Source organism: Streptomyces sp. NPDC057939 (assembly GCF_042887545.1).
Taxonomy (GTDB): domain Bacteria; phylum Actinomycetota; class Actinomycetes; order Streptomycetales; family Streptomycetaceae; genus Streptomyces.
Window position 1 is genome coordinate 20,904 of sequence record NZ_JBHVPG010000014.1, and the last position, 16,830, is coordinate 37,733.

14 protein-coding genes are annotated in these 16,830 nt (G+C 75.1%); 5 read left to right on the plus strand and 9 right to left on the minus strand.

Features of this window, described 5'->3' with window-relative positions; genetic code table 11:
- Positions 1 to 84 precede the first annotated feature (84 nt).
- Entirely contained in the window at positions 85 to 1,041 is a 957-nt protein-coding gene (locus tag ACFVS6_RS17750) for a DMT family transporter (protein ID WP_389704740.1), read from the plus strand.
- 290 nt (positions 1,042 to 1,331) lie between these two features.
- Positions 1,332 to 2,372, plus strand: coding sequence for a DMT family transporter (locus tag ACFVS6_RS17755; protein WP_389704742.1), 1,041 nt, complete (start codon positions 1,332 to 1,334; stop codon positions 2,370 to 2,372).
- Here ACFVS6_RS17755 and ACFVS6_RS17760 read toward each other — a convergent pair.
- Positions 2,354 to 3,019 (minus strand): pyridoxamine 5'-phosphate oxidase family protein, encoded by a 666-nt coding sequence (locus tag ACFVS6_RS17760; RefSeq protein ID WP_389704744.1) that lies wholly within the window; start codon positions 3,017 to 3,019, stop codon positions 2,354 to 2,356. The genes ACFVS6_RS17755 and ACFVS6_RS17760 overlap by 19 nt on opposite strands.
- Before the next feature lie 37 nt (positions 3,020 to 3,056).
- Here ACFVS6_RS17760 and ACFVS6_RS17765 point away from each other — a divergent pair, with 37 nt between their 5' ends.
- Positions 3,057 to 4,388, plus strand: a complete 1,332-nt coding sequence (locus tag ACFVS6_RS17765; RefSeq protein WP_389704746.1) for an aminotransferase class I/II-fold pyridoxal phosphate-dependent enzyme — start codon at positions 3,057 to 3,059, stop codon at positions 4,386 to 4,388.
- Positions 4,389 to 4,462: 74 nt separating this feature from the next.
- On the opposite strand, the gene ACFVS6_RS17770 is transcribed toward ACFVS6_RS17765, so the two are convergent.
- Positions 4,463 to 4,723 (minus strand): hypothetical protein, encoded by a 261-nt coding sequence (locus ACFVS6_RS17770; protein ID WP_389704748.1) that lies wholly within the window; start codon positions 4,721 to 4,723, stop codon positions 4,463 to 4,465.
- Between the two features lie 28 nt (positions 4,724 to 4,751).
- Entirely contained in the window at positions 4,752 to 5,780 is a 1,029-nt protein-coding gene (locus ACFVS6_RS17775; protein ID WP_389704749.1) for a DMT family transporter, read from the minus strand.
- A gap of 74 nt (positions 5,781 to 5,854) precedes the next feature.
- Between ACFVS6_RS17775 and ACFVS6_RS17780 the strand changes: the two genes are divergently transcribed.
- Positions 5,855 to 6,817 (plus strand): LysR family transcriptional regulator, encoded by a 963-nt coding sequence (locus tag ACFVS6_RS17780; RefSeq protein ID WP_389704751.1) that lies wholly within the window; start codon positions 5,855 to 5,857, stop codon positions 6,815 to 6,817.
- 119 nt (positions 6,818 to 6,936) lie between these two features.
- On the opposite strand, the gene ACFVS6_RS17785 is transcribed toward ACFVS6_RS17780, so the two are convergent.
- Positions 6,937 to 7,395, minus strand: coding sequence for a pyridoxamine 5'-phosphate oxidase family protein (locus ACFVS6_RS17785; RefSeq protein WP_389704752.1), 459 nt, complete (start codon positions 7,393 to 7,395; stop codon positions 6,937 to 6,939).
- A gap of 75 nt (positions 7,396 to 7,470) precedes the next feature.
- Here ACFVS6_RS17785 and ACFVS6_RS17790 point away from each other — a divergent pair, with 75 nt between their 5' ends.
- On the plus strand, positions 7,471 to 8,091 hold the full coding sequence (locus tag ACFVS6_RS17790) for a cysteine hydrolase (RefSeq protein ID WP_389704754.1): 621 nt from the start codon (positions 7,471 to 7,473) through the stop codon (positions 8,089 to 8,091).
- Between the two features lie 64 nt (positions 8,092 to 8,155).
- On the opposite strand, the gene ACFVS6_RS17795 is transcribed toward ACFVS6_RS17790, so the two are convergent.
- Genes ACFVS6_RS17795 through ACFVS6_RS17815 form a run of 5 tightly spaced genes read right to left on the minus strand, consistent with a single transcriptional unit; the run spans position 8,156 to position 16,770 of the window.
- Positions 8,156 to 10,000, minus strand: coding sequence for an ABC transporter ATP-binding protein (locus ACFVS6_RS17795; RefSeq protein ID WP_389704755.1), 1,845 nt, complete (start codon positions 9,998 to 10,000; stop codon positions 8,156 to 8,158).
- Positions 9,997 to 11,685 carry an ABC transporter transmembrane domain-containing protein gene (locus ACFVS6_RS17800; protein WP_389704756.1) on the minus strand — a complete coding sequence of 563 codons (1,689 nt, stop codon included), beginning with the start codon at positions 11,683 to 11,685 and terminating at the stop codon, positions 9,997 to 9,999. The genes ACFVS6_RS17795 and ACFVS6_RS17800 overlap by 4 nt, the downstream gene beginning before the upstream one ends.
- Positions 11,682 to 13,214 carry an AMP-binding protein gene (locus ACFVS6_RS17805; RefSeq protein WP_389704758.1) on the minus strand — a complete coding sequence of 511 codons (1,533 nt, stop codon included), beginning with the start codon at positions 13,212 to 13,214 and terminating at the stop codon, positions 11,682 to 11,684. The genes ACFVS6_RS17800 and ACFVS6_RS17805 overlap by 4 nt, the downstream gene beginning before the upstream one ends.
- Positions 13,215 to 13,246: 32 nt before the next feature.
- Positions 13,247 to 15,040: a condensation domain-containing protein gene (locus ACFVS6_RS17810; RefSeq protein ID WP_389704760.1), complete on the minus strand. Its 1,794-nt coding sequence runs from the start codon at positions 15,038 to 15,040 to the stop codon at positions 13,247 to 13,249.
- Entirely contained in the window at positions 15,037 to 16,770 is a 1,734-nt protein-coding gene (locus tag ACFVS6_RS17815; RefSeq protein ID WP_389704762.1) for a carbamoyltransferase, read from the minus strand. The genes ACFVS6_RS17810 and ACFVS6_RS17815 overlap by 4 nt, the downstream gene beginning before the upstream one ends.
- Positions 16,771 to 16,830 lie beyond the last annotated feature (60 nt).

Consider the following 16,830-nt stretch of genomic DNA (forward strand, 5'->3'; position numbering starts at 1 on the left):
GGATCGCCGGAGCCCCGGTCTCGGCTGCGTCTCAACAGGCGTCATAGGCGTGACGGTGCTGACCGGTCCTGCCATGATGGCCGGATGCAAGCGTCAGGGAAGAACGCCGGACTGGGCCTCGCCCTCGTCTCGGCGTGCGCGTTCGGTGGTTCGGGGGTCGCGGCGAAGCCGCTGATCGAGGCGGGGCTGGACCCGCTCCACATGGTGTGGCTCAGGGTGGCCGGGGCGGCGCTGGTGCTGTCCCCCCTCGCCTGGCGGCACCGTGATCTCGTACGGCGCAAGCCCCTGCTCCTCGCCGGCTTCGGGCTCATAGCCGTCGCCGGCGTGCAGGCGTTCTACTTCGCCTCCCTGTCCCGGATCCCGGTCGGCGTGGCCCTGCTCCTGGAGTACCTGGGGCCGGCCCTCCTGCTCGGGTGGATCCGCTTCGTCCAGCGCAAGCCCGTGACCCGGGCCGCCGCCGCGGGGGCCGCGGTGGCCGTCGTCGGCCTGGCCTGCGTGGTCGAGATCTGGGCGGGTCTGAGCCTGGATCCGCTCGGTGTGCTGCTCGGTCTCGCCGCCGCCTGCTGCCAGGCCTGCTACTTCGTCTTCGCGGACCAGGGGGCCGACGGGGACGACGTGCCCGACCCGATGGGCGTGATCGCCTACGGAATGATCATCGGCACCCTGGTGATGACCGTGATCGCCCGGCCCTGGAACATGGACTGGGGGGTACTGGGCGGGGACGCGGCCCTGGGCGACCTGGCGGTGCCCGCGCTCGCCCTGCTCGGTTGGGTGGTGCTGGTCGCCACCGTGTTCGCGTACGTCACCGGAGTGGTCTCGGTGCGCAAGCTCTCCCCGCAGGTGGCGGGCGTGGTGGCGTGCCTGGAGGCCGTCATCGCCACCGTCCTCGCGTGGATCCTGCTCGGCGAACACCTCTCCCTCCCGCAGATCGTCGGCGGGGCACTGGTCCTGAGCGGCGCCTTCATCGCACAGTCCGCCCGGCCGACCCCGCCGGCGGCGGCCGACCCCGCCGTGCTCGACCTGGAGCACACCCGGGTGTGACGCGGCCGCCGGGCGACCGGCCTGGTCAGGTCGGTGGAGGAGCCCGTAGGGTACGGACCATGCCTTCGACCGTGCTTCCGCCTCCCGCCGCCTAGGTCCTGTCCGGACGCTCCGCGGTGCCCGCCCGTCGTGCGGGTGCCCGCGGGGATTCCCGCGCAGGACCGGGCGGGTGGCTGCTCCCTTGAGGACCCACCCGTCCCGGCCGCCCTCCGGCGGCCCGGGGCGGGTTCGTGCTGCCCGCGAAGCGATGACCCGCTTTCCTCATCCTTCACGCATGCGCGGAGAACCACGTGTCGAACCATTCGCCCGCCACCGGGCGCGATCTGCTGTACCTCGTCGTCGCCGGAGTTGCCTGGGGCACCGCCGGGGCCGCCGCCTCCCTCCTCTTCCTGGCCAGCGACCTCGGCCCGCTCGCCCTGTCCTTCTGGCGGTGCGCGGGCGGGCTCGTCGTGCTGCTGGGGGTGCTCGCCGTACGCCGCCCAGGAGCCCTGCGTCGTTCCGGAGCCGTACGTCGATCCGGAGTCGGCCGGCGTCCCGCAGCCGTCCGCGGCCGGGGCCGGACGCACCGGCCCTCCGTCGCCTCGCTCATCGGGACGGGCCTGATGTTCACCGTGTTCCAGGCCGCGTACTTCGGCGCCGTGCGGGAGACCGGCCTGGCCGTCGGCACCGTCGTGACCCTGGGGGCGGGGCCCGTGCTGATCGCCGTCGGCGGCCGGTACTGGATGGGCGAGCGGCTGGGCCGGGGCGGATCGGCCGCCGTCGGCGGCGCCCTCGCCGGGCTCGCCGTGCTCGTCCTGGGTTCGGGCGGCGGGGAGGTGCGGCCGCTCGGGGTGTTCTGGGCGCTGCTCTCGGCCGCCGGCTACGCGGCGATGACCCTGCGGGCGCGCTGGCTCGGACGGCGCGGGGAGGGCGGCGACCCGCTCGTCACCACGGCGTGGTCGGTCGGCGTGGGCACGGTGTGCCTGCTGCCGCTCGCGGCGCTGGAGGGGCTGGTGCCGCACACCGCCGACACGGTGCGGGTGCTGTGGCTGCTGCTGTACGTCGCCACCGTGCCGACGGCGTTGGCGTACGCGCTCTACTTCACCGGGGCGGCGTCCGTCCGCGCGGCGACCGTATCGGTGATCATGCTGATCGAGCCGGTGAGCGCCGCGGCGATCGCGGTCGGGGTGCTCGGGGAGCACCTGACCGGGGCCGTGGTGCTGGGCACCGTACTGCTCCTCGCGTCCGTCGGCGCGCTCATCGGCGCCGAGGCGCGCAGGCCCGCGGACGAGCCGGAGGACGAGCCGGCGGAGGTCCGGCCCGCCCCCGGGGTTCAGAGCGCGGCGAGGTAGTCCGGAGCGGCGATGCCCGGGGCCAGGTCGGCGGCCGGGACCGGCGTTCCGTAGGCCGGGGCGACCGGGACGACGCCCGACCAGAACGGCAGGTCCAGGTCCTCGGCGTCGTCGTTCGGCCCGCCGGTGCGCAGCTTCGCCGAGACCTCCTCCAGGTCCAGCCGGATCACGGCCGTCGCGGCGAGTTCACGGGCGTTCGCGGGCCGGGAATCGGCGGAGCGGCCGGGTACGACGTGGTCGACCAGGGCGTCCAGCGCCATCCGGCACTCCGCCTCGTTGGTGACCTGCCGGGCGACGCCGTGGACGACCACCGAGCGGTAGTTGAGGGAGTGGTGGAAGGCCGAGCGGGCCAGCACCAGGCCGTCGACGTGGGTCACGGTGAGGCAGACCGGCAGCCCCGGGTCGGTCCTGCCGGCGGCCAGCAGCGGGCGGGAGCCGGTGGAACCGTGGACGTAGAGCGTGTCACCGACGCGCCCGAAGAGGGTCGGGAGGACCACCGGCGCGCCGTCCCGGACGAAGCCGAGGTGGCACACGTAGGCCTGGTCGAGTATCGAGTACACGGTCTCCCGGTCGTAGCGCGCCCGGTCGCGGGAGCGGCTGGGGACGGTGCGGTCGGTGGGCTCGTAGGCGGCGGGCGTGGTGGTCATGGTGCGAACTCCGTTGTACTAGTGCATAATGTTGTTTGTGCTAGGAGAGTATCGGATCAGTGGGCGTCGCGCATCGGAAATCGCGGCCAGTGTCGAAGCGGGCGTCGGATCGGGCGCCCTGGAGCCGGGAGCGCTGTTGCCCGCGATGCGGGAACTGGCCGGTGAGTTGGGGGTGAATCCCAACACGGTGGCCGCCGCGTACCGGACGTTGCGCGAGCGCGGGGTCATCGAAACGGACGGCCGGCGCGGCAGCCGGGTGCGGCACCGGCCCGCGACCGCCCCCCGGAGCTCGCTGCGCACGGCCGTGCCCGATGGGGTGCGCGACGTCGCGCAGGGCAACCCGGACCTGTCCCTGCTGCCTTCGTTGGAGGGGCCGCTGGCGGCGGCCGCCCGGCGGTACGCGCAGGCCCCGACCCTGTACGGGCAGGACCCCGTGGTCCCCGAGCTCGCCGCCCTCGCCCGGGCCGGTTTCGCGGCGGACGGCGTTCCGGCCGGGGCCCTCGCCGTGACCTCCGGCGCGCTGGACGGGATCGAACGGGTGCTGGCGGCCCACCTGCGGCCCGGCGACGCGGTCGCCGTCGAGGACCCGGGCTGGGGCAGCGTGCTCGACCTCGCCCCCGCGCTGGGCCTGAGGGTGCTCCCGGTCGCCGTCGACGACGACGGCCCGCTGCCGCACGCGGTGGCCGGGGCGCTGGCCGAAGGAGCCAGGGCCCTGGTGGTGACGGCCCGCGCGCAGAACCCGACGGGCGCGGTGGTCGGCGCGCAGCGGGCGGAGCTCCTGCGGGAGTTGCTGGCGGCCCACCCCGACGTGCTGGTCATCGACGACGACCACGGTCACGGGATCGTGGACCTCCCGCTGTGCGCGCTCGGCGGCGTCACCCGGCACTGGGCACTGATCCGCTCGACGGCGAAGGCGTACGGCCCGGACCTGCGGCTGGCCGTGCTGACCGGCGACGCCGTGACGATGGACCGGGTCCGCGGCCGGCAGGGGCTGGGCCCGGGTTGGGTGAGCCGGCTGCTCCAGTACGCGGTGGTGGAACTGTGGACCACCGGCGCGGTCGACCCGGCGACGGTGGCCCGCTCGTACGGGGTCAGGCGGGACGCGCTGGTCGCCGCGCTCGCCGAGCGGGGGGTGCGGGCTCACGGGCGCAGCGGAATGAACGTGTGGGTGCCGGTGTCCGACGAGACGGCCGTGGTGACCCGGCTGTTGACGGCCGGCTGGGCGGTGACGGCGGGAGCCCGGTTCCGGGTGAACTCGGGGCCGGCGGTGCGGATCACCGTCTCCGGGCTCGCGCCGGCCGAAGTTCCCCCGCTGGCCGACGCAGTGGCCTCGGCGGTGCGTCCCGTACTCGGCGGACGCCGGGACTGAGACCAGGGGCCGCGGGCCGGGGCGAGGCGCCCGGACCGGGACGAGGGGGGCGGCCCCGCGCGGGGCCGCCCCCCTCAGCTCGCGTATTCGACCAGGGACACCAGGAGGAGGACGAAGCCGGCGGAGCCGATGACCCCGCCCAGGAATCGGTAGACCCCGGCGGACATGATCTGCCGGGGCGGGCCGAGGTCGCCGCGCGCGTGCGCCGTCAGCTCGGCGGCTGCGGCCGCGCGCCGCTCCAGGGCGTCGGCGGAGCCGCGCAGGTTCGTGGCCACCCAGGTTCCGCAGACGAGCGCGACGGAGCCGAGTGCGAACAGGGCGAGGGCTGGGCTCAAGGTGTCCCCCCGGAGAGACGTGCGGTGATCATCGCCGCCAGGGTAGGGCCGCCCGACGGACCCGCTCCGGGCGGGGGGCCTTTGGGTCGCGGGTCCTCGGGCGGGCCTGGGTGAGGGCGGCGCCGGCCAGGACGACGGCCGCGCCGACCGGGGTGTTCCAGTGCAGCTGCTCGCCGAGGACCAGGACGCCCGCCGTGGTCGCGATCACCGGGATGAAGTAGGTGACCATCTGGGCGGTGGTCGGGCCGACCTCCGTCACCAACCGGTACTGCATCTGCAGGGCCATGCCCGTGCCCAGGGCGCCCAGGGCGATCACCGAAAGGGTCGGCCACAGCGGGAACGAGACGGGTACCGAGGTGAACGCCGCGCTGACGGCGGCCAGTTGGACGGTCGAGATGAGCAGCTGGGCTCCGGTGAGGGCCACCGGGGAACCGGGGGCGCCGGCCAGCGTCCGGCGTACGTAGATCCAGCCGATCGGGTAGCAGAGCGCGGCCAGCAGGGCGAGCGCGGTGCCCTTGGCGTCGACCCCGGCGAAGCCCTGCCAGGCGCCGAGCACGGTCAGGACGCCGAGGAAGCCCAGCCCCAGCCCGGCGAAACGGCGCCGCGTCGGACGGTCCTCGGAGAGCGCGACCAGGGACAGGGCCATGCCCCACAGCGGGGAAGTGGCGTTGCAGATCCCGGCCAGGCTCGACGGGATGCTGAGCTCCGCGTAGGCGAAGAGCGAGAACGGGACGGAGTTCAGCAGCAGCGCCGCCACCGTCAGGTGGGCCCAGGTGCGCGCGGTGCGGGGCAGCGGCTCGCGGCGCACCAGCAGGACCGCGAGCAGGGCCAGTGCTCCGAAGAAGACCCTGCCCAGGGCGACCTGGAAGGGGGCGAACGCCTCGGTGCCCACCTTGATCAGCAGGAAGCTGAAGCCCCAGATCACCGAGAGGAGGGCGAAGCGCAGCCGCCAGTCCAGCCGGGAGCCGGCGGTACGGGGCCGGCCGGGAGGGGGCGCGGCCTGCGCTGCGGCGGGGGAGGGTCGGGGAGTGGGGCGGGAGGGGGCGGGTGCGCTCATGCGGTTTACTCTCCTGCGCGCGACCTCGTAGGACAAGCGAGACTTCTTGCGGGCGACGCCGTAGCATCGCTTACATGTTGAACCTGGAGCGCCTGCGCACCCTCGACGCCCTCGCCCGCCACGGTTCGGTCAGCGGGGCCGCCGGTGGTCTGCACGTGACCACCTCCGCCGTCTCCCAGCAAATGGCCAAACTGGAGCGGGAGGTCGGGCAGCCCCTGCTCGCCAGGAACGGGCGCGGGGTCCGGCTCACGGACGCGGGGCGGCTGCTCGCGGACCACGCGGCCCGGATCATCTCGCAGGTCGAGCTGGCCCAGGCCGACGTGGAGGCCCAAAGGGGTTGCGCCGTGGGGGAGTTGCGGGTGGGCGCCTTCCCGACGGCCATGCGCGGTCTGCTGCCCCGCGCCCTGACGTCCCTGCGCGAAGGGCACCCCGAACTGCGGGTGCTCGTACGGGAGCGGGAGCCCGAGGAGAGCATGGCCGCCGTCGTGCGCGGGGACCTCGACATGGCCCTGGCCATCGACTGGCACAACAAGCGCATGCCGGTCCCGGGCGAGCTGACCCGTACCCACCTCCTGGACGACGGCGTCGACATCGCGGTTCCCGCCGGACACCCGCTGGCCGACCGCACCGGAATCTCCCTCGCCGACTTCGCCGACGACGACTGGATCTCCTGGAACGAGGGGCAGTTCTGCCACGAGTGGCTCGTCTTCACGCTGCGGGGCACCGGCATCGAGCCGCGCATCCGTCACATCGCCGAGGAGCACCACACCCAGCTCGCCTTCGTGGAGGCCGGGCTGGGCGTCTGCGTGACGCCCCGGATGGGCCGGGGCCCCGTACCGCCCGGCGTCAGGCTGCTCCCCGTCTGCGACACCGTACGACGACACGTGTACGCCGTCTGGCGGGCCGACGCCGGCCGCAGGCCCTCGATCCGGGCCGCCGTCGAGGCGCTGCGCGAGGCGGCCGCGCAGGTGCGGGAGGCGCCGGTCGGTCCGGGGGCGCCGGTGGGTCCGGGAGTGCCGGCGCGGGCCCGGCCGTGAGGGATGTCGGCCTCCGGCGGTCGTCCGGGACCGGGCGCCCCCGGCCGAACTCGCGCTCGGAAGGTCCGGGTTCGGGGGCGGGGGCTGCTCGGGCCCGGAGGGATCGGGGCCGCGCGCCGTCAGATCTTGCGGAAGTCCCAGGACACCACCGAGTCCGGGGTGAGCCGGATCCATGCGTGCCGACCGTCGTGCGGCATCTCCTCGATGCCGAAGTTCTTCACCGGGAAGAGCCGCTCCGCCTCGGCCAGTTCCGGGCAGGGCTCCCCGGTCCGGGGCGCCTCGCCGACGAAGGTGACGCTGCCGGACAGCTCCACCCCGCGCAGTTCGTCGTACGCCTCCCCGGAATCGACGACCACCGAGATCCGGGGATCCGCGCGCAGGTCGGACCAGCGCCGGCTGCGCGTGATCGAGTACAGCCACAGCGACTCGCCGTCCCAGACGAACCACAGCGCGCCCACGTGCGGGCGCCCGTCGGGGGAGACCGTGGCCACCCGGCAGGTCCGCTGTTCGCGCAGGAAGGCGTCCACCTCCCCGTCGGTCATCATGATGCGGCGTCCCCGCCGTTGGGTGCCGTCCATCCGCCCACGTCCCTTCACATCTGACTATGTGTCAGGAATCATGGGGGCTCTTCCGTCGCCGCACCAGGGGGAGCCATGCCGGATCTCGATCCCGCCACCACCGCGCTGCTCACCGTCGAATGCCAGAACGGCGTCGTCGGCGAGGAGAGCGCCCTGCCCGAGCTGGCCAAGGAGGCCAGGGACTCCGGGATGCTGGGCCGGGTGGCCGCGCTGGCCGACGCCGCGCGCGCGGCAGGCGTGCAGGTGGTGCACGCGGTCGCCGAACGGCGGCCCGACGGACGCGGGGCCAACGCCAACGCCCGACTGTTCCGCGCCGCCGGGAAACTCCCCGTGCGCCAGCTGACCGGAACCGGGGCGGTGGAGATCGCGCCACCGATCGTCGTGGCGGAGCAGGACCTGGTGGTGCGCCGGCTCCACGGGCTCTCCCCGATGGCGGGTACCGACCTCGACGCGCTGCTGCGCAACCTCGGAGTCCGCACGCTCGTCGTCACCGGGGTCTCCTCGAACATCGCGATCCCGAACACCGTCTTCGACGCCGTGAACCTCGGCTACCGGGTGGTCGTACCGGCCGACGCCATCGCGGGGGTGCCCGCCTCCTGCACCGCCGAGGTGATCCGCAACTCGCTCGTCCTCGTCGCCTCCGTCGTCACCACCGACGACCTGCTGGAACAGTGGGCGGCCGCCGCCGCGCGATGACCGCGAGCAGGCCGCCGCCCACGAGCCGGCCGTCGGCGTGGCCGTGGGTGTGGCCGGTCGCCGTTCAGGTGCGGCGTGCCGCGTCCCACGAGCGCCAGAGGGCGGCGTAGGCCCCGTCGGCCGCCAGGAGTTCGTCGTGGCTGCCCAGCTCGACGATCCTTCCGCCGTCCATGACCGCGATGCGGTCCGCGTCGCGCACGGACTCCAGTCGGTGCACGATCGAGATGACCGTACGTCCCTCGATCAGGGCGGCGAGCGAGCGCTCCACCCGGCGCGACGCCGTGGAGTCCAGCAGCGCGGTGGCCTCGTCGAGGACCAGGGCGTACGGGTCCGACAACAGCAGCCGGGCGAGCGCCAGTTGTTGGGCGTGGGACGGGGACACCAGGGCCGCGCCCGGCCCGATGTCGCTGTCCGGGCCGTCGGGCAGGGAGCGCACCCAGTCCGCGAGGAGCACGGTTTCCAGCGCCTGCCACAGCCGCGCGTCCGCAGCCCCGTCCTCGCCCTCGTCCCCGGCGCCGTCGTGGGCCAGCAGCAGGTTGTCCCGCACCGTCCCGGTGAACACGTGCTGTTCCTGGGTGACGAGCACGATCTCCCGCCGCAGCTGCTCCACCGGCAGGGTGGTGACGTCGGCGCCGCCGATCCGCACGGTCCCGCGCGTGGCGTGGTGCACGCCCGCGAGGACCTTGCCGAGGGTGGACTTGCCCGCGCCGGAAGCACCCACGACCACCAGGCGTTCGCCGGCGGCGACTTCGAGGTCGATGCCGGTGAGGACCTGACGGCCGGCCCCGTAGCCGAAGTCCACCCCCCGCAGGCTGATGGCGTGGCCGTCGGTGGCCGCCGGCGGCTGCGGCACCTCGCGGGGCAGGCGTTCCACCCCGAGGATGCGGCGGAGCGCGGCGTTGCCGATCTGGAGTTCGTCGGTCCAGGTCAGCAGGTCGTTCAGGGGCTCGCCGAGGGCCTGCACGTAGAGCACGACCGCCGTCAGCTCCGCCAGCCCCACCTCGCCCCGCTGGTAGGCGAGTCCGCCGATCAGAAGGGTGAGCGCCATCGGGACCATCGTGGCCAGGTCCAGGCTCGGGAACCAGATCGTCTGGAGCCAGGTGGTGCGCTGCCGGGTGCGCACCACCCGGTCCACGGCAGCGCCGTGGCGCCTGATCTGGCGCCCGCCGAGCCCGAGGGCCTCGACGGTGGCCGCGCCGCGCGCGGTCTCGTGGGTGACGGCCAGTACGTCGGCCTCCTGCGCGAGGAGCCGCTCGTAGGCCCGGGTGGCGCGCGGCCGGTACCACCACGTCGACAGGACGGCGAACGGTACGCCGGCCAGCAGGCCGAGGGCGAGGAGCGGCGAGGTGAGCAGGATGGCCGCGAAGGTGAAGACCAGGGTGACGGCGGCCAGCGCGATGCGGGGGACGGCCTGCCGGATGCTCTCGTTCAGTCGATCGGCATCGGTGGTGGCCCGGCTGAGCAGGTCGCCGGTGCCGACCGCCTCCACCTCGGACAGCGGCAGTCCGAGGATCCGGCGGACGAAGTTCTCGCGGGTGCGGGCGAGGACGCGTTCGCCGAGCAGGGTGGCCCGGGTGCGGGCGGCGCGGGCGAGGAGGGCGTGCCCGACGAGGACGGCGACGAAGGCCAGGGCCAGCACGTCGACCCGGCCGGTGGTGGTGCCGTCCTTGACCGACTCGACCAGGTGCCCCAGGAGCCGGGGGCCGACCAGGCCGGCCACCAGGGCGGCGGCGAACAGTGCGAAGGTCAGGGCCAGTCGGCGGGCCTCACCGCGGAGGAAGGCGCCGACCCAGGCCCGGACCTCGGCCCGGTCGGCGAGCGGCAACCGGCCGCCGGGGCCACCGGTGGGTTGCGGGTCGGTGTCGGCGCCGGGCCCCGGGGCGGGTGCCTGGACGGGGGTGGTGGTCATGAGGGCACTCCCGCGGAGCGGTCGGGGCCGCCGGTGGCGGGTTCGGCGTCGAGGCGGACCACGTGGTCGGCGGCGCCCCGCCACAGCGGGCTGTCGCTGAACACGACCGTGGTGCGGCCGGCGCGCAGGGCGGCGACCCGGCCGACGATCCGGGCCTCGGTGTGCGCGTCGACGGAGGCGGTCGGATCCTCCAGGACCAGCAGGTCGGTGTCCGCGAGCAGGGCGCGGGCGAGGACCAGCCGCTGGCGCTGCCCGCCGGAAAGGGTGCGGCCCCCCTCGTCCAACCAGGCGTCCAGGCCGCCGGGCAGCAGGCCGACGACGTCGGCGGCGTCGGCGGCGAACAGGGCCCGGGCCAGGGCCTCCCGGGACCGGGCGGAACCGGCGGTCAGCTCCTCCCGCACGGTGCCGCTGAAGAGGACGTCGGCCGGTCCCGAACGCAGCAGCCGCGCGGAGAGCTCGTCGGGATCGGCCCGTTCCAGGGGTACGCCGCCCAGCAGGACGGCCGGGGCGTCGGCGGCGCCGGGCCGGCTCAGCCGGTCCGCCAGCCGACCGGTGCGGTCGGCGGGCGCGGTGACCACGGTGAGCCGGCCGGCGGCCGCGCTGATGCCCGTGGCCGGGTCGGTCAGCGCGAGGGCGCCGGCCGGCAACGGTTCGGGTCGCTCGGGGCGGACGGAGCCTGGGGCCCGCCGCAGCAGCGCGCAGACGCGGCCGGCGGCGACCTTGGCGAGGCTCAGGGTCTCGGCGGCCTCGGTGGCCGTGCTGACGGGAAGGGTGAGGAAGGCGGAGGCGCCGTAGAACGCGACGAGTTCACCGGCGGTGATGGCGCCGTCCAGCGCGAGGCGGGCACCGAGCCAGACGATGCCGACGGTGACCAGACCGGGAAGGAGGACCCCGGCCGCCTGGAGCCAGGCCTCCATCCGCCCGGCCGACTCGCCCGCCCGCCGGACCCGCTGACTCGTGCGGCGGAAACCCTCCGCGAAACCGGCCTCGCCGCCGATGCCGCGCAGGATGCGCAGGCCCGCCACGATGTCGCCGGCCTGCGAGGTGGCGATGCCCATCTGCTCGCGCTGGGCCTCGTCGCGCTCCTGGAGCGGCCGCAGCAGCGGGCCGATCCCGAGGACCGCGGCGGGGACACCGATGAGCACGGCCAGCCCGAGTACCGGCGAGGTGACCGTGAGGGCGACGGCCACCAGGACGGCCGCGACGACCGCCCCGATGGTGCGGCCGACGACCTCGAAGGTGTTGCCGATGCTCTCCACGTCGGCTGCGGCGGAGGCGGCCACGTCCCCCGAGCGGGCCTCGTCGCGCAGGGTGGCGCCGAGCCGTACGACCTGCCGCACCAGCACGCGGTGCGTGACCGACAGGGCGTGGGCCTCGGCGCCGACGGCGGCCTGGATGAGGCCCGCGCCGGCGACGGCCTGGAGGATGCCGAGGCCGAGGGTGAGCAGTGACCACAGGTACAGCCCGGCCTGCCCGCCCGACTCGCCGGCCTCGTCGATGGCGCGTCCGATGACCAGCGGTATCAGCGCGAGGGGGACCATCCAGAGGGCGCCGAGCACGGCGGCGAGGACGAGCGGCCAGGGGCGGATCCGGGCCAGCCACCACAGGTACGCCCAGGGGCCGCGGACGTCCGCCTCGGGCAGGTCCGCGGGGTCGACGGAGGCGTCGAAGAGTCGGTTGCTCACAGGTACCGGTCCCGGGTGCCCGCGCGGTCGACCTTGCCGGTGCGGGTGTGCACCAGCTCGGGCACCGCGAGGATCCGGTCGGGTACGAAGGGGCCCGGCACGGTGGCCCGCAGCCGCTCGCGCAGGGCCGCCGCGGCGGCTTCCGGTCCCGCCCCGCCGGCGGCGTCCCGTACGTCGGGCTCCGGGGGCGCCAGGACCACGAAGGCCACCAGGGCCGTGTGATCGCCCTTGGCGTGCGCGGCCGCGGCGACGGCCGTCACACCCGGGAGCCCGCCCACGGCCCCTTCGACGTCCAGCAGGTCCACCCGGTGCCCGCGGATCTTGACCTGGTGGTCGATGCGGCCGTGGAAGACGAGCGAGCCGTCGGCCGCCTCGGTGACCAGGTCGCCGGTGCGGTACCACCGCTCGGTGCCGCCGCCCGCGTCGGTCTCGACGAACCGGGCGGCGGTGCGCTCCGGATCGTCGACGTACCCGGTGGCCAACTGCGGACCCGAGACCAGGAGTTCACCCGGACCGTGCGGGGCGTCCGGCCGGGGCTCGACGGTCTGCCGCACGGAGGGCAACGGGCGGCCGATCGGCAGTCCGTCGGGGAACCCGGCGGGGGCGCCCGGCCCGGCGAGGACGGCGCTGTGGGTGACCAGCGTCGTCTCGGTGGACCCGTAGGTGTTGAGCAGGACGACGTGATCGGCGCCGAGCCGCCGCCAGCGGTCCAACATGTCGGGGCGGACGGCCTCGCCGCCGATCACGACGGTCTCGACCGAGCGGGGCAGGGGGCGGCCGGTGTCCAACAGGTGGCAGGTGTAGAGGTGCCAGTAGTCGACGGGCAGGTTGACGAGGGTGACCTCGTGATCGGTCAGGACCCGGTCGAGGTCCGCCTCGCTGTCCTCGTCGAGGACGACGAGCCCGCCGGACAGCAGGACCGGCAGGATCTCCTCCAGGCTCGTGTCGCCGTCCACCCGGTGGAAATTGAGCGCGACGGTGCCGGGACCGACGCCGTACTGCCCGCGCAGGTGCGGCAGGACGGCGTGCAGCGCGCCGTGCGGGACCACGGCCGCCTTGGGGGCGCCGGTGGAACCCGAGGTGAACAGGACGTACGCGGGATCCTGCGGCCGGACCGGCTCGCCGGCCGTGCGCAGCGGGTCCTGCGAGCGGCCCCAGTTGGGCCGCAGGACGCGGTCGAGGGCCGGTAGCCGCTCGGTCCCGGCGGTGGCGACGATCTCCCGGCAGCCGAGGGCGAGCAGGGCCCGGTCGGCGTGCCCGGCCGGGCCGTCACCGACCGGGACGTAACCACGGCCGGCGGCGAGCGTACCGAGGACCGCCGCGATGTCGCGGACGCTGTGGTGCGTGTGGATGGCCACCGGTGGCGCGCCGGCCGCCGGGCCGCGGGTGGCCACCAGATCGGCCACCGCTCCCGCCCAGCGCGCCAGTTGGCCGTATCCGACGGTCACTCCGTTGTCGACCACTGCGGGCCGGTCCGGGTCCGCGTGGGCGATGGCGAAGAAGGGGTCCAGCACACTGGGCAGGGTCATGGCAGGCGTCTTCCGGTCCGTCCGTGGGGTGTTCAGCGGGTGCCCGGGTCGAAGGGGACGACCCGGCGAGGTCCGAAGGCGTCGACCCGGGCGGCCTCGTCGGACCCGGCCAGGGCGTGGAGGAGGGCGGTGAGGGCCTCCCGGTGCCGGGAGGCGAGATCGCGCACGGTCGTCTCCCCGTACAGGGCGGTGGAGTACCACCACTCGACGCGCAGCGTCCCGTCCTCGGTGGTGGCGATGACCTCGACCGGGTGCGGGCGCGTCCAGTGCGGGGCCGTGATGTCGCCGACCGGCTCCGGGGCCACGTCCGGCAGCAGGGTGCCCAGGGGCAGCGCGTCGGCGTCGTCGCCCTCGAAGTCGAAGGAGACGTTGCTGGGCGGGGCGGCCCGCAGGACCGCGGCGATGCGCGGCCGGCCGTGTCGCGCGAGCGCGCCGTGACCCACGCCGCCGCCCGGGAGGGCCGCGAGGTGGCCCACGGTCCGGGCGAGACGCTCGGCGGGAGCGCCGGGCGCGAGATCGAGGCGGACGGGCACCGTGGTGGTGAACCAGCCCGTGGTGCGTGCCAGTTGCGTGTCGCCGACGGCCTCCTCGCGGCCGTGGCGCAGGACGTCCACGCGGACCGCCGGTTCGTCGAGCCGTTCGGCCAGCACCTCGCCCAGGGCGTGCAGGACGAGGTCGCCCGGGTGGGCGCGGTGGGCGCGGGCCGCCGTGTGGAGCCGGGCGGTGAGCTCCGCGGGGAACTCCTCGCGGTGGGTGGCCGCGGTGGCGGCGGTGTTCACGGCCCGCGCGTCGGCCACGGGGCGGTCCGGGGGCAGGGCGACGGGCGTTCGGGCCACGTCCGTCCACCACTGCGCCTGCTCCTCCGCCTCGGGGGTGCGGGCGTGGGCCGCGAGGGCCCGCGCCCACTCGGGGTAGGAAGTGCCCTCGACGGGCCACACGTCGGACCGGCCCGCCTCCAGCGCCGCGTACACCTCCTCCAGGTCCGCGAGCAGCACGGACCACGAGACCATGTCGATCGCGAGCTGGTGGACGACGATCAGCAGCCGGCCGGGCCGGGACGGGCCCGCGTCGAAGCGGACGAAGCGGGCCACGCGGCCGGCGTACGGGTCCGGGCAGCGCTGCTCGACCGCGCACCGCAGGGTGATCGCGGCGGCGAGGTCCGCGTCGGCGACCTCCCGCACGTCGACGGTGTCGAGCGCCGGGCCGAGCGCCGCGTCCGCGGGGTCGTCCGTGGACAGCGCCGCCGTCCGTTGGCGGGGCCGCCGGGCCGGGCGTTCCTCGACGACGAGGCGCAGTGAGGCGTGTCCGGCGACCAGGCGTCGGACGGCCTCGGCGAAGAGGTCGGGGTCGACGTCCGGCCGGGTGGTGAGGAGCAGGGCCTGGTTCCACTGGCCGCGCTCGCCCGTCTGCTCCTCCCAGGCCTGTTCCTGGGAGGGCGTGAGGACGACCGGGGCGTGGGCGGCGCCGGGCGGCGCGGCCTCGGTCGCACCGCGCAGGGCGGCCCGTTCGGCGACCAGCGCGGCGAGGCGGGCGGTGGTCAGCTCGGGGGCGAACAGCTCGCGCAGCTGCACCCGGACACCGAAGGCCGACTCGACGCGACGGGCGGTGCGGATCAGGTCGAGGGAGTCCACTCCGAGGTCGCGCAGGGGGGCGCTGAGGTCGGCGTCGGGGGTCAGGACCGCCTCGGCGAGCCATTCCACGAGCCTGACGCGGACCTCCTGCGCCGACGGGGCGGCCGGGTCGGAGGTCGGGGTGTGCGGTGGTGACGCTCCGGTCGCCGGGGCCGGGGCCGGTCCGGTGCCGTGCGGACGTACGGGGGCGGTCACGCGCCGGCCTCCCCGAGGGATCCGGGGGAGCGGCGTATCAGGAACGGCCCGAGGGCGAGGGCGTCCAGCGGCAGCCGGTGGAAGGTCGCCAGTGCGTCGCGCGGGCCGCACACCACCGGCTCGTCGCGCCCGTTGAAGGAGGTGTTCATGATCACGGCGGTCCCGGTGTGCCGGCCGACCTCTCCGATGAGGCGGTGGTAGAGCGGGTCGACCGCCGCGGAGACGGTCTGCGGCCGGGTGGTGCGGTCGCTGTGGACGACGGCGGGCATGGCCGCGGCCCCGGCCTCGGTCACCGGGGTGGTGACGATCATGTACGGCAGCGGGGTGGAGGTTCCGATGAGGGCCTCGGCGGCCTCCTCCTGCATGCTGGGGGCGAACGGGCGCCACGCCTCGCGGTCCTTGATGCGGACGTTGACCCGGTCGCGGGTGGACTCGGGGTCGGGCACGGCGACCATGCTGCGGTGGCCCAGCGCACGGGGACCGCCCTCGGCGCGGCCCTGGAACCAGCCGCAGACCCCGCCCGCGGCCAGTACGTCGGCGGTGGCGGCGGCTATGTCCGCGGGCTCGGAGTAGGCGGTGCCGGAGGCGTCCAGGACGTGGCGCACCTCGTCGGGGGACCACTGCGGTCCCCAGGCGACCGAGCCCGTCATGGGGAGGATCCGGTCGCCCTCCTGGGCGGCGACCCAGACCGCTGCGCCGAGGGAGACGCCCTGGTCGCCGGCGAGGGGCTGCACGAAGAGGTCCCGGACCTCCGGCATCCGCATGATCTTGCCGTTGAGGGTGGCGTTGAAGCCGACACCACCGGCGATCAGGAGCGTGGTCTCACCGGTCTCCCTCAGGAGTCCGCGCACCAGGCCCATGACGGCCCGCTCCAGCGCGGCCTGCGCGGTGGCGGCGACGTCGCGGTACTCGAAGGGGTCCCGATCGGTGACCTTGACGTAGTGGCCGGCGCGCGCGTCGAAGCGCCGCACCACGCGGTTGGGCGCGGCGGGGAGGGCCTTCTCCAGGTGCTCCAGCCAGTACCGGATGGTGGCCGTCTCCTCGTCCGTCGTGCCCGTGGAGCGCAGGTCGGGCGGGACGACGCCGATGGTGAAGTCCTCGTCGGAGAAGCCGATGGCGCCGGCGAAGGTGAGGTCCCCGGGGGTGCCGTAGGAGGCCAGGCCCATCATCTTGCCCGCGGCGTCCGCGCCGAGCCCGGCGTACTCGCAGACGGCGGCGTAGAAGTAGCCGAGCGACCAGCCGGGGGAGTGGGCGCGCAGCGTCTTGATCTCGCCGTCGATGCCGACGGCCAGGGTGGTGCTCTCGTTCTCGCCCTGGCCGTCGAGGACGAGGATCGCGCCGCGTTCGCGCCCGGAGAGGTGGTAGGCGCTGGCGGCGTGGGCGATGTGGTGGCCGACGAAGGTCAGCCGCGGGTCGCGGGAGCGCGGGAACAGTGCCTTGGGCAGCAGGTGTTCCAGGCAGTCGGCGTCGGTGTCGAACCAGTCCAGACCACGGTCCGCGAAGAGGGTGGGCAGGTCCCACCCGTGGGCGACCACGTCGATGTCGTCCAGGGTGAGACCGCCCTCCGCGAGGCAGTAGGCGGCGGCGTTGAGCGGAGCTTCCCCGTAGGCGTGCTTGTGGCGGGTGAAGCGCTCCTCCTCGGCCAGGGCGATGACTTCGCCGTCCACGACGAGGCAGGCCGCACCGTCGTGGCTGGCGCCGGGCCAGCCGTTGACTCCGAGCACACGCATGTCAGTCCCCAAAGGTCGGTCGGGATCCGCCGGTTCCGCCTCGGGCCCGCAGGGCGCTCG